Here is a 12,542-nt window from a genome sequence, read left to right as displayed (position 1 = left end):
CGTGGCGATGGCTTATGGTAGCGGGCGTTTGCAGCCTGGCGAATACACCGTCCATGGCGACGGAGTTCGCCGCCGTCACGCCCGATCATCCGCTTGTCTTCGCGCACGATACCGGCGCACATCCGGCCTTTCGCACCGAATGGTGGTATGCAACGGGTTGGCTCAATCAACCGGACGGCAAACCGCTCGGTTTCCAGATCACGTTCTTTCGCTCGGCGACCGAACATGATCCAGCGGACGCGGGCGCATTTGCACCGTCGCAGTTGATCATCGCTCATGCAGCGCTTAGCGATCCCTCGCTGGGACGACTCGTGCACGACCAGAAGATTGCGCGTCAGGGTTTCGGTCTCGCGTATGCAAAGACCGACAACACGGACGTCAAGCTTGATGCATGGCAACTCGTGCGAGCCGCCGATGGAAATTACACCGTGACCGTGAATGCCGCTGATTTCACGCTGAACCTGTCGCTCACGCCGACTCAGGAACCGCTGCTGCAAGGCGACAAAGGTTACTCGCGAAAAGGTCCGCTGGCGGCACAAGCGAGCTATTACTACAGCGAACCGCAATTGCGAGTGAGCGGTAAGGTCACACGCGTTTCTCACTCAAGCGATAAAGCCGGACTTGACACGGCAGTCACCGGCTCGGCATGGCTGGATCATGAGTGGTCGAGCACGGTGCTTAGCGCCGATGCAGCGGGATGGGACTGGCTCGGCGCCAATCTGTCCGACGGCTCGGCGCTGATGGCATTCAAGGTACGCGGACGAAATGGCGGCACCGTCTGGTCACACGCGGCGCTTCGCGAAACCAACGGTCGCGTGACCGTTTTCGATGCGGGGCAAGTCGATTTCACGCCGCTTCGAACCTGGCGCTCGCCACGCACCGGCACGTCTTACCCGGTATCGGAGAAGCTCGGGACCGGTGCGCTCACATGGCGCCTCGATCCGTTGATGGACGATCAGGAACTCGACTCCAGCCAGTCGACGGGCGCGGTGTATTGGGAGGGAGCGGTAGCGGTGAGTCGTGACGGTAAAACCCTGGGTCACGGTTATCTTGAACTGACGGGATATGCCAAGGCGCTGAAGCTGGAAAAATAACGGTACTCGTTGCAGGGCACGGCGTCATAAAAAAGCAATGTGACAAGGGCATGACCAGGCGGTCGCACAACCTTGCTGGCACGCGTGCTGTCGTGCGACATCTGCTGCCCAAGCACACGCGTGCCAGCCGTCGCCGCAAGGGCGACGCGAAGCTTAGTTCTTCAGGCTGTCCGGCACCTTCCCGCCATTGGCCGCAAGCTGCTCCATCACGGCTTTGTGCAACCAGATGTTCATCGATGCGGAATCGTTGGTGTCGCCCGTATAGTGCAGCTCGCCCGCCAGTTCCTTGCGTGCGGAAAGGCTGCTGTCGAGACCCAGTAATTTCATCAGATCGACAATCGACGTCCGCCAGTTCAATTGCTCCGACGTATTCGCCTGCATGTCGGCCAGGACCGCTTCGACATCCACCGGTTCTGGTGCCGCGGCCGGTGCGCTTGCTTCAGGTGCCGAGGTTGCATCCGTTGTATCAGTTGCAGCAGGCGCGGCCGGATCGGCAGGCGCTGTATTCGCCGGATGGCTTGAAGGGAAAATCTTGCTCAGGATAGTGCCGAAGATGCTCATGATGTATATCCCTTGGTCGACGTAGTGAACGACGTTGTGAAGCGGCGCGTTCGCCGGTTCATGCGGCCAGTGCGCAAATTGCGTTCCCGAAACATCAGCGCAATGTCTTGGGCCAGCGCACAGCCGCAAGAACATTGTAGGCGATCGATCGGCCTCGGATGGTGATGCGGGCAACGCACGCGGGTGATCGTTTCCGAAAGACAGGTTGAACGCAGCGCTCGTTTCGACTATCGCTTCGCATCGAGCGAAAACCAGGATTATTCATGCGATCATTCGCCCACCGCGACTCCGTGCTCCGCCATGACATCAAAACGCCAGGTTGACTCCGCCCGCTTCGTACACGGCTCGACCTTGCGGCATGTCGTTGTCATGGCAGGAACAGGCGCGATCGGATTGATGGCCGTATTCGCTGTCGATCTCGCCAATCTCTTCTATGTATCGCTGCTCGGCGACACGTCGGTCGCCGCAGCGGTGGGATTCGCCGGGACCATCAACTTCTTCCACACGGCCATTTCCATCGGCATGACGATAGGCGTCAGCGCCACCGTCGCGCGGCTTCTCGGTGCAGGCCAGCGAACGAAAGCGCGGCAGGTGGCGTCGGCAAGTCTTGTGTTGATGATGCTAGTCACCATGGTGCTGAGCGCCGCCACGTTGCTCTTCCTGGACCCGATCCTCAACGCGCTCGGCGCTGCGGGCGAAACGCGCGTGCTGAGCCGCAGCTTCCTGATGATCACCGCGCCCACGTACGTGTTCCTCTCCATCGGCATGTGTACAGCCGCGCTGATGCGTTCTGTCGGCGACGCCCGGCGAGCGATGACCGTCACGCTGACCGCCGCGGTCGTGACCGCGATCCTCGATCCGATCCTGATCTTCGGGTTCCATCTTGGGCTGACGGGTGCGGCCATATCGAACGATATCGCGCGCGTCGCGCTTGCGCTTGTCGGCCTGTATGGTGCGATCCGGGTCAACGATCTCATTGGCCGTGTTCGCGTTGCTCGCTTGTGGTCCAACAGCCAGCCGGTCATGAAGGTTGCGCTACCCGCCGTGCTGACCAACCTCGCGACGCCCGTTGCCAGCGCATACGTCACGCACGCGATGGCCAGCTTCGGCGCGGCGGCCGTCGCGGGGCAAGCGACCATCGACCGCATCACGCCCGTGGCCTTTGCGGTGATCTATGCGCTGACCGGCGCGGTCGGGCCGATCATTGCCCAGAATCTCGGCGCGGGCCGCGCGGACCGTATCCGCGAGACCGTTCGCAACAGCCTGGTGTTCGTGCTGCTGACGGTGGCGCTTGCGTGGATCGTGCTGGCGCTGGCTCAGGGCGGCTTGATCCGCGCCTTCTCGGCTCGCGGCGACACGGCCGTCATTATCACGGCGTTCTGTTCGTGGCTGGTGGCGAGTTATGCGTTCGTCGGCTGCCAGTTTGTCGCGAACGCGACGTTCAATAATCTCGATCGTCCGTTGTTGTCGACGCTGTTCAACTGGGGGCGCGCGACTATCGGCACGGTGCCGTTTGTTGCGGCCGGGATGCGGCATGGTCCCGTCGGTGTGATGATCGGACAGGCTGCCGGCAATGCCATCTTCGGCACGATGGCGATGCTGGTGGCGTATTCCGTCGTTAAGCGCTTGCCGATGGGAGATTGCGCTGCGCTAGCGAGCAAGGACAGCAACCGGCTAGAGCAATCCGTCGTTAATGTTCCTGGCGCGGCTGCGGGAAATACGGTTGCGCCGGACGTGGAGTTAAAGGAGCTTCCCGCGCGGGGTGGTTAGGGGTTTTGGCTTAGCGGTCGGGGTTAATGCCGGGTTGCTGCTTTCGGTGTTAGTGGTCTGCGTGAGTGAGCTATATTTTTTACCACTATTAGCCACTGTGCGTGGCGGCACTTCATTTCTTTTTCCGACGGCGAAAAAGAAACAGAAGCAAAGAAAACGCCTCTCAACAATCGGCTAGCTAGTGTCCCTAGCGTGCAGGCTAGAAGTTTCTGGCACCTGATAGCACGGTGCTCGCCAGACTGGAGGATGTTTGAAGCCCGACCTCTCCGAACACGGATACCCACACGCTTCGCCACCAGTGACTGAACCTGCCACAGGTTCACCCCGCGCTATCCGCGTACAACCACCTCAAGAAACAACCTCAAGAAACAACCTCAAGAAACAACCTCAAGAAACAACCTCGCAGTCCACGTAGCCAACCCACCAGGAAATGAGGCAACCAGCACACGTGAGGCCGTCATGGTCCGTGGGGTGCGGTGCTTGCCCGAGAGCGTTGGGGCGAAGCGTGTTCGTGTCAGGATTCGCGAGAAGGAGGGGTTCAAACATTCTTCAGTCTGGCGAGCACCGTGCTATCAGGTGCCAGAAACTTCTAGCCTGCACGCTAGGGACACTAACTTGCCCATGGTTTGAAAGCGCTTTCTTTGCTTCGTTTCTTTGTCGCTTTGGACAAAGAAATGACGGGCGGCCACGCAAAGTGGCTAACAGTGATAAAGAAATCAGCTAACTTAAGCCAACCGCTAACCTGAGCAGCAGCAACCCGGCACCAACCCCGACCACTACGCCCCAAAACCCCACCAAACAGAACCCCGAGTGCGAACGAAAACCCCGTCCGATTGTTCATTTCGCACGGATTCACTATTCCCCTCTATCGGTACAATATTTCGATAGTGCGCGCATATACTCCATTCCATCGACGCAGCGCACCAACCAGCAGGACCGCTGCGTAGCCCATGAATGAAGTCACTTATACGCATCGGAGCACATCATGAACAAGACCCTTATTGCAGCGTTGTTAGTCGCTGTTTCCGCCGCCTTTGCAGCACCGGCATTCGCTAGCAGCGGTTATGGTCCGGCACCGTCGTACAACCCGCTGGTCGGCGCACCTGCTTCGCAACGCGGCCAAAGCGCGCAAACCCTCGCAGCGGAAAAAGCATCGAATAACGATGCCAACACAAGCGCGTATGGCGGCGTGAAAAGCACCACCACGCAATCGGGCGAACGCGCTCAAGCTAACGATGCACGCTCGACCTATTCCCATAATTAATAACAGCTGAAGCTTGGCTTAGCAGAAAACCAATGCCCGGCGAACTTGAGTTCGCCGGGCATTGGCATTTTTAACCTTAGTGACCTTAGTGACATGAGGAACATCCAAGTTGTGGACGCGGTGTAGAGAACTTTGATGCATAGTTGAGAGTCGACAACTAAGCCAACTTCCCCGCTGCCTCCACCACAAAGGAAGAACCCTCATGTCAGAGCAAGCACAATTCGAACTCTTCGCGTTCTGGCGCTCGTCCGCCGCGTTTCGCGTACGCGTCGCGCTTAATTTGAAAGGCCTGAGCGCACACGAACAGAACATCGATCTCGACGCGGGTGAGCAACGCGGAGCGGAATTCCTGAAAATCAGTCCGCTAGGGTCAATTCCCGCGTTGGTTCAGGACGGCCACGAACCGCTCACGCAATCGCTGGCCATCCTCGAATTCCTGGACGAACTCCAGCCCTCGCCGCCGTTGCTGCCAAGCGATTTATACGGTCGCGCACGCGTGCGGTCGATTGCATCGATGTGTGCTGCCGATACCCATCCGCTGATCGTGCCGCGCGTGAAAAAATATCTGCAGGAAACGGGCGGATTCGACGCCGCCGCCTGGCGCGCTTGGCAAATCCGCTGGCTCGGCGCGGGACTGGCCGCGGTTGAACAGCGTCTGGCAAGCGCACCGGAAACGGGCACGTTCTGTCACGGCGATGAACCCACGATGGCGGACATTTGCCTCGCAAGCATTGTCGCGATAACACGGGTGTTCAAGATCACGATCCCTGACGTACCGACTATCGACCGGATCATGACTGCGTGCGACCAGCATCCGGCGTTCATGAAGGCCGATCCCAAACGTCAGGCAGGCGCGCCGAAGTAAGCGCTTGCGATGGTCGTGCGGTGGATGATGGAGCGTGGCCGCCGCACGTTGCCTCTAATATCCCGCACCACCTCGTGTCACTTGTCCCCTCAGCGCGCGGCCTTTCAGCAGCCGTCCATCAGCCGGGCGAGTTCGTCTCGACCGCCTTGCGACCCATCTTTTCAATCTCACGCACTTCGACACGTCAGACGGCTGCGGGGAGACCTCGCAAACGCGCCGTTTCTATCGTCATCGTTTCGTTCGTGAGGTCGAGGAAAGCCTTTACCAGCGGGTTCGGATGCTGCAATTGAGGACAAACCGTGAAACCGCGAAACATCACATCCGGCGAGAACGGCCGGAATACGATGCGCGACGGATTGGTATCGGACATGGCAAGCGGATTCACTACACCCACGCCCAAACCACGCGCGACCATCGCGCAAATGGTCGCGCCGTACGGCGTCTCAATGATCGGCATCTGGTTCGCGCCGGCCTGCCGCAACGCGCGATCGAGCGACGAGCGTGTGTCGTCGGCATATGAGGGCAGGATGAGGCTCTGACCCCTCAAGTCACGCGCATGTATCCGCTCGCGCGCCGTGAGCGGATGTTTCGCGGGCAGCGCACACACCCCAGCTAGCCGATACAACTCCGCACTCGTCACGCCGAACGCGTCGGGCGTGGTGGTGGCAAAACCGACATCGCAATACGCAGACGATGCCCAGCGCTGGATCGTGCCTTCGCTACGCATTTCCAGCGACACCGCGATACGCGGATACGCCGCCAGGAAACGCTCGATCACAAGGGGTACGAACGATAATGCCAACACCGGCACCGCCACCAAACGCAGCCGGCCACTGCCGAACTGGCGTATCTCGCGCGCCGAATGCGCGAGCTTCTCGAGTCCGACGAAACTACGGTCGACCTCGCGGTAGAACGCGCTGCCTGCATCGGTGGCCTGAATCCGGCCGCCATTGCGCGTGAAAAGCGCAAGTCCTGTCGACGCTTCCAGCTCCCCGATCAGGCGGCTGATGCTGGGCTGCGAGGTGCCGAGCTCTTCGGCTGCGGCGGTCATCGATCCACGCAGCATCACCAGCCTGAACGCTTCGATTTGCTTCTGATTCATGTGTGTGCCTCCCTCCGATTTCCTTAGCCGACGCCCAAGCTTGTCATATCAAAAATGAATAGCAGACGTTTTTGGCCGTATTTGACCGGATGACGGCGGCGCTCCTAGACTCGTTCCTGAACTGATTGCCGACTAGCCATTCCCAGCGAACCATGCGAGCCGACGCACTGCTTTTCCACGATGACTTCCGCCTCGCGCCCTATTGGTGGGACGCGGCACCACCCGAAACGTCGCGCGTCGCGCTACCGCCAAGCGTGGATCTGGTGATTGTGGGCAGCGGCTATTGCGGGTTATCGGCGGCGGCGGAAGCGGCGCGGCAAGGTGCATCGGTGGCGGTACTGGATGCCGCCGAGATCGGCGCGGGCGGCAGCACGCGCAGCGGCGGCATGGTGTCGAGCGGGCAGAAACTGGCCCTGACCGATGCGATTCGCGGCGTATCGGCGGAACGGCTGGGCCGCTTGATGGCGGAATCGACGGCGAGCTTCGACTACCTGAAGCGCCTGATAGCCGATGAAGCGCTCGACGCCGACCTGCAGATAACAGGCCGCTTTTTTGGTGCCTTCACACCCGGTCATTTCGAGCGGCTGCGCCGGCAAGGCGACCTGCTGCGCGAGAAAACCGGCGTGACGGCGCATGTGGTGACGCGTGCGGAACAACGTGTGATGGTCGGCTCGGACTATTACTACGGCGGCATTCTCGTGGATGAATACGGCGGGCTGCATACGGCGAAATATCACCGTGCGCTACGCGAGCTCGCGCGGCGGTGCGGCGCAAGCCTGCACTCGCACGCGGCAGTGGAGCGGATTGAACGGACTGGCACGCGCTTCCGTGTACATACAGCGCGCGGCAAGATCGACGCCGGGCAAGTGCTGGTTGCGACCAACGGTTATACGGGGCGCTTGCTGCCGTTTTTCTCGCGTCGCGTGCTGCCGGTGGCGAGCTATCAGATCGCAACGGAACCCCTGCCGCCGGGACTGATGGAGGTATTGAATCCAGGCCGCCGCATGATTAGCGACTCCAAGCGCAACCTGTTTTATACGCGTCCCTCTCCTGACGGCACGCGCATGTTATTCGGCTCGCGACCCTCGTTTCGCGAAATCGGCGAACGGGCGGCGGCGCGGATCCTGCACGCAAAAATGGTGCAACTCTGGCCCGCCTTGCGCGACGTGCGTATCACGCATGCATGGAAAGGATACGTTGCGATGACCGGCGACAAGCTCGCGCACATCGGCGAGCGCGACGGCGTGTTTTACGCGCTCGGCTGCAACGGCAATGGCGTTGCGTTGATGACTTACCTCGGGCAGCGCATTGCGAGAACCCTGCTGGGTCTCGATGCCGTACCCGGCGCGTTCGGCGAAGGTCCGTTTCCGCTGAGTCCGGGCGGCATGGCCAGCACCTTGATCGTGCCGGTGGGTGCTGCGCTGTATCAGCTCGACGACTGCTGGAACGGACGCGTGCGCGGCGCGTTGTCTTAGCAATAACGCTTTACTTTCAATCCACCGCTGTCTTCCTGGAGCAACCATCATGCGGTTTCGACACTTTCTCAGGCTCGTTTCCATCGTCGTTCCCCTCTCGTTGATGGCCGCGACCAGCGCGTATGCCGATGATCTCGGCACGCTTGCGCCGGGCAAGCTGATGGCGGGCGTGGACGCCAATAACAAGCCCTATTCCTACATCGACGACGGCAAGATGACGGGCTTCGACGTGGAACTGCTGCGTGCTATTGGAGCCAAGCTGGGCTTAAGCGTCGACTTCCGCGCGCAGGACTTCAGCGGCTTGCTGCCAAGCGTGTCGAACCAGCAGATCGACCTTGCCGCCGGATCGATTTCGATCACGAAGGACCGGCTGAAGATGGTCGATTTCTCCGAGGGCTATCTCACGGGTCTGCTTAGCGTGGCGACCTTGCCCGATAGCCCGATCACCAGCGACAAGGCCTCGGTGAAGGACAAGCGTATCGGCGTGGTGCAAGGTACGATTGAAGATACGTATTCGGACAGCTACCTGCCGGGCGCGCAGATCGTGCGTTTTCCTAATCTGAACGCAGGCTTCCTCTCCATGCGTTCAAAATACATCGATGGTTTTTTCATCGATAAATCGCTCGTCGACGGTCTGCAAAGCAAGTATCCGCAGTTGAACATTACGGACCGGCTGGATATATCGGCCGTCAACCTGCCTGCCGGTTTCCCGATGCGCAAGGGTAACGCCAAGCTCGAAGCGGCGGTCAACAAGACGCTTAACGAACTGGTGGCCGACGGCACCTGGATAAAGCTGTACACGCAGTTCCATCCCGGCTATCCGAAGCCCGCCAGCCTGCCGCCGTACGAGATGAAAACCGGCAGCTGAATTTCCGCCGACATGATTCGGAGAGCGCCATGAACGCATTCCTGCAGAACTTCCTCGACTGGCAGTTGCTCACGGGATCGCTGCCTGCGCTGCTCGAAACGGGGCTCGTCAACACGCTCGTGCTGTCGCTGTTTTCGACCTTGCTCGGGATCATCGCGGGCATGGTGCTGGCGTTGATGGCGGTGTCGCACATGCGCTGGCTCGAAGTGCCGGCGCGCGTGTTCGTCGAGGTCTTTCGCGGTTTGCCCGCGGCGCTTGTGATCCTGCTCGTGGGGCAAGGACTCGCGCCGGTCGGGCTGTCGATCTTCGGCCCGAATCCGTATCCGCTTGCCATCGTGGCGCTCGGGCTGATTTCATCGGCGTATATAGCGGAAATTTTTCGCTCGGGTATTCAGAGCGTGGGCAAGGGGCAGCTCTCCGCGTGTCAGGCGCTTGGCATGACGTACTGGACCGCCATGCGTCATGTGATCGTGCCGCAAGGCGTCCGGCGCATCCTGCCCGCGCTTGCGAACCAGTTCATTTCGATCGTCAAGGATTCAAGCCTCGTTTATTTTCTCGGCTTGCTGACCTCGCAGCGCGACCTGTTCACGATTGGACAGAACACGTCGGTGAACACGGCTAACCTGTCGCCGCTAGTCGCGGCCGGCCTCGTCTACTTGCTGATTACCGTGCCGCTCACGCATGCAATCAATCATATCGACCGCTGGACTAACCGGCATTCAAATCCGCGTTACGGCGGCGCAAGCGCCACCACTCGCAAGCAGCTTAAGCGCCAGGCCGCAGCAGCCCGCGCGGGCATGGCTGAACAACACAACTAAAGCCAGGGAATAACACCGTATGGGACCACCAGTCGAGACCGTCGCCGACGACACCACCCTGCCGGACGAAGTGGATGTCGTCGTGGTAGGCGGCGGGATCATCGGCGTAAGTACGGCGCTGTATCTGAGCGATAAAGGCTTGCGTGTCGCGGTATGCGAGAAGGGGCATATAGCGGGCGAGCAATCCAGCCGCAACTGGGGCTGGGTGCGTGTCACGCATCGCGACATGCGCGAGTTCGAGCTGAGTATCGAAAGCCTGAAGCTGTGGCGGACGCTCGACCAGACGCTCGGCATCGATACCGGTTTCAAGCAGTGCGGCATCCTGTACATGGCTAATGACGACACGAAAATGGAAGGTCATCGCGTGTGGCTAGAGAAGGCACGAGCGTTGGCTGGCCGCGATGCATTCGATACCCGCGAAGTCGATCCCAAGACCGTCGCCGGGTTGCTGCCGGGCGCGACGAAGGCATTCAAAGGCGGCTTGTACACGCCAGGCGATGGCCGCGCCGAACCGCAGAAAGCCGCGCCGGCAATAGCGAATGCGCTGCGCAAACGCGGCGTGAAAATCCTGACGCCCTGCGCGGTGCGTGGTGTAGAAACAAGCGCGGGCCGAGTCAGCGCTGTCGTCACCGAGCTGGGTACGATTCGCTGCAAGAGCGTCGTAGTCGCAGGAGGCGCTTGGTCGCGGCTGTTCTGCGGGAACCTGGATATCAACGTGCCGCAGTTGATGGTGAAGGCTTCCGTGTTGCGGACAGCACCCATTGAAGGTGGCCCCGCAGTGAGCGCAAGCAATAAGGAATTCGCGTTCCGCAAGCGCTCGGACGGCGGTTATACGATTGCGTTCGGCTTTCGTACGTACACGGATATCACGCCCGACAGCTTCCGTCTGTTGCCCAAATATATCCCCGCACTGAAGAGTCAACTGGGCGCGTTGAGGGTTGGAATGGGCGCGCGTTTCTTCGATGAACTACGTCGGCCGCGTCATTGGGCACTCGATAAACGGACTGCCTTCGAGGACGTCCGCACACTCGATCCCGAGCCCATTTCAGCTTATACCGATGCCGGCTTGCGTGAGTTCGTAAAGGTCTTTCCGCACCTGAGCGGCGCGCGCATCGCGCAGCGCTGGGCAGGTCTCATGGACGTCACGCCGGATGCGATTCCCGTGATATCGGGCGTCGAAAGCGTGCCGGGACTTTTCATCGGCACGGGGTTTTCGGGGCATGGTTTTGGCATTGGTCCAGCCGCGGGGAAGCTGATGGCGGATCTGGTCACCAACGACAAGCCGCTGGTCGATCCACACCTGTTCCGGCTAAGCCGTTTCAGTGACGGCACGAAGATTGTTATCGACGCGGGCTTTTAAGGATCTCGATAGTGAACAAGGTAGCGATGATCTCCGGCGCGAATCGCGGCATCGGCCTCGCAGTGGCGACGGAATTGCACAGGCGTGGTTATCGGTTGTCGCTGGGGATGCGTGATCCTTCGTCGGCGCAGATTCCATTCGATGCTTTCACGTTCGCTTATGAAGCGCGCGATCCGCTAAGCGGACGCCGCTGGGTCGATGCGACCGTCGAGCATTTTGGCGGTATCGATGTCTTGATCAGCAACGCGGGAGTCTGCACGCACATCACGCTCGAGGAAGGCACCGACGAACTGCTGGAAGAGACACTCGATATCAACGTGAAGGCGCCCTTCCGTCTGATCCAGGCGGCGTTGCCGCACCTGCGCAAACCCGGCGATGCGCGCGTTGTGCAGATTGCGTCGTTATCGGGAAAACGGGTGAAGAACCTGAACGCAGGTTATCAAATGTCCAAGCATGCGGTGATCGCGTTGAATCATGCTGTGCGGCGAGCCGGCTGGGACGACGGCATTCGCGCGACCGCGATCTGTCCCGGCTTCGTGAACACGGACATGGCAGCAGGGATAGCCGGCCTCGAACCTCAGGCGCTAACACAGCCTGAGGACCTGGCCTTGCTGATAGCGAACACCATCGCGATGCCGAATACGGCGAGCGTCGCGGAGATCCTGGTGAATTACCGGCACGAGGATTTGTTCTAGCCTCTACACCCCGCTCTACGACTGTGGATAACACACGTTCCACTGCTTGAGCGCCCTTGTTTCCCGATCGAAACCAAGCACGCTGACTGACGCGGTATCGAGTAGCAAATGCGCCCCCAGCACTGCTGAGTCCGCCATCCAGCAGCCACCGAGCACACGCAGGAAATGCGCGTGCGAAAACAGCGCGATGCGCCCGTTCGTGGCAAGCAGCCGCTGGATCAGGGACTCTGCCCGCGCCTGAATTTCTTCGACGCTCTCGCCTTGCGGTATCGGCGAAGTCCACACCGACCAGTCGGGATCTTCTGCGCGAATGTCCTTCGTTTTGCGGCCTTCGTAGATACCGTAGTCCCATTCGCTCAGGCGCGGCTCTTCTTCTGCCTGACCACCGAGACCCGCTTCGGCGCAGGTATCGCGGGCACGGCTCATCGGACTGCGCAGCACCAGATCGAAAGGCTGGGCCGCGAGCACGGGCCGAAGCGTTCGGGCTTGTGCACGGCCGTGGTCTGTCAGCGGAATGTCAGTGCGGCCCGTGTGCTGGCCGGATAGGCTCCATTCGGTTTCACCATGACGGATCAGCCAGATCTCGGGTTGGTTCGCGTGGTTCTCGGTAGCAGTAGTGTTCATTGGCGTTGGCAGGATGAGGGTGGGGACGATTGCGCCTGACCGATTC

The 12,542-nt window shown here is 60.3% G+C and carries 12 protein-coding genes; 9 read left to right on the top strand and 3 right to left on the bottom strand.

Going from position 1 to position 12,542, the window contains the following annotated elements; genetic code table 11:
• Nucleotides 1-14 precede the first annotated feature (14 nt).
• A complete protein-coding gene (locus tag EOS_RS24090) occupies nt 15-1,094 on the top strand; it encodes a lipocalin-like domain-containing protein (protein ID WP_235442950.1) in 1,080 nt (359 codons plus the stop codon).
• 153 nt (nt 1,095-1,247) lie between these two features.
• Here EOS_RS24090 and EOS_RS24085 read toward each other — a convergent pair whose 3' ends face one another.
• Nucleotides 1,248-1,655: a DUF3597 domain-containing protein gene (locus tag EOS_RS24085; protein ID WP_047849308.1), complete on the bottom strand. Its 408-nt coding sequence runs from the start codon at nt 1,653-1,655 to the stop codon at nt 1,248-1,250.
• Between the two features lie 300 nt (nt 1,656-1,955).
• Between EOS_RS24085 and EOS_RS24080 the strand changes: the two genes are divergently transcribed.
• The 3 genes from EOS_RS24080 (at nt 1,956) to maiA (ending at nt 5,554) form a co-directional block, all read left to right on the top strand.
• Nucleotides 1,956-3,425, top strand: a complete 1,470-nt coding sequence (locus EOS_RS24080; RefSeq protein ID WP_047849307.1) for an MATE family efflux transporter — start codon at nt 1,956-1,958, stop codon at nt 3,423-3,425.
• 985 nt (nt 3,426-4,410) lie between these two features.
• Entirely contained in the window at nt 4,411-4,689 is a 279-nt protein-coding gene (locus EOS_RS24075; RefSeq protein ID WP_047849217.1) for a hypothetical protein, read from the top strand.
• Between the two features lie 202 nt (nt 4,690-4,891).
• A complete protein-coding gene (maiA, locus tag EOS_RS24070) occupies nt 4,892-5,554 on the top strand; it encodes a maleylacetoacetate isomerase (RefSeq protein WP_047849216.1) in 663 nt (220 codons plus the stop codon).
• Between the two features lie 184 nt (nt 5,555-5,738).
• Here maiA and EOS_RS24065 read toward each other — a convergent pair whose 3' ends face one another.
• Entirely contained in the window at nt 5,739-6,656 is a 918-nt protein-coding gene (locus EOS_RS24065) for a LysR substrate-binding domain-containing protein (RefSeq protein WP_047849215.1), read from the bottom strand.
• 152 nt (nt 6,657-6,808) lie between these two features.
• Between EOS_RS24065 and EOS_RS24060 the strand changes: the two genes are divergently transcribed.
• Genes EOS_RS24060 through EOS_RS24040 form a run of 5 tightly spaced genes read left to right on the top strand, consistent with a single transcriptional unit; the run spans nt 6,809 to nt 11,872 of the window.
• The gene (locus tag EOS_RS24060) at nt 6,809-8,131 is read left to right on the top strand and encodes an NAD(P)/FAD-dependent oxidoreductase (RefSeq protein WP_047849214.1); all 1,323 of its coding nucleotides are present in this window, start codon (nt 6,809-6,811) and stop codon (nt 8,129-8,131) included.
• 49 nt (nt 8,132-8,180) lie between these two features.
• Nucleotides 8,181-8,999, top strand: coding sequence for a substrate-binding periplasmic protein (locus EOS_RS24055; RefSeq protein WP_047849213.1), 819 nt, complete (start codon nt 8,181-8,183; stop codon nt 8,997-8,999).
• A 29-nt stretch (nt 9,000-9,028) separates the two neighbouring features.
• Nucleotides 9,029-9,817 (top strand): amino acid ABC transporter permease, encoded by a 789-nt coding sequence (locus tag EOS_RS24050; RefSeq protein ID WP_047849212.1) that lies wholly within the window; start codon nt 9,029-9,031, stop codon nt 9,815-9,817.
• A gap of 19 nt (nt 9,818-9,836) precedes the next feature.
• Nucleotides 9,837-11,177: an NAD(P)/FAD-dependent oxidoreductase gene (locus EOS_RS24045; protein ID WP_047849211.1), complete on the top strand. Its 1,341-nt coding sequence runs from the start codon at nt 9,837-9,839 to the stop codon at nt 11,175-11,177.
• 11 nt (nt 11,178-11,188) lie between these two features.
• Nucleotides 11,189-11,872 (top strand): SDR family NAD(P)-dependent oxidoreductase, encoded by a 684-nt coding sequence (locus EOS_RS24040; RefSeq protein WP_047849210.1) that lies wholly within the window; start codon nt 11,189-11,191, stop codon nt 11,870-11,872.
• A 15-nt stretch (nt 11,873-11,887) separates the two neighbouring features.
• On the opposite strand, the gene EOS_RS24035 is transcribed toward EOS_RS24040, so the two are convergent.
• Nucleotides 11,888-12,496, bottom strand: a complete 609-nt coding sequence (locus tag EOS_RS24035) for a histidine phosphatase family protein (RefSeq protein WP_047849209.1) — start codon at nt 12,494-12,496, stop codon at nt 11,888-11,890.
• Nucleotides 12,497-12,542 lie beyond the last annotated feature (46 nt).

This window comes from Caballeronia mineralivorans PML1(12) (genome assembly GCF_001028175.1).
Classification (GTDB): domain Bacteria; phylum Pseudomonadota; class Gammaproteobacteria; order Burkholderiales; family Burkholderiaceae; genus Caballeronia; species Caballeronia mineralivorans.
This window is presented reverse-complemented; position numbering and strand designations above follow the sequence as displayed.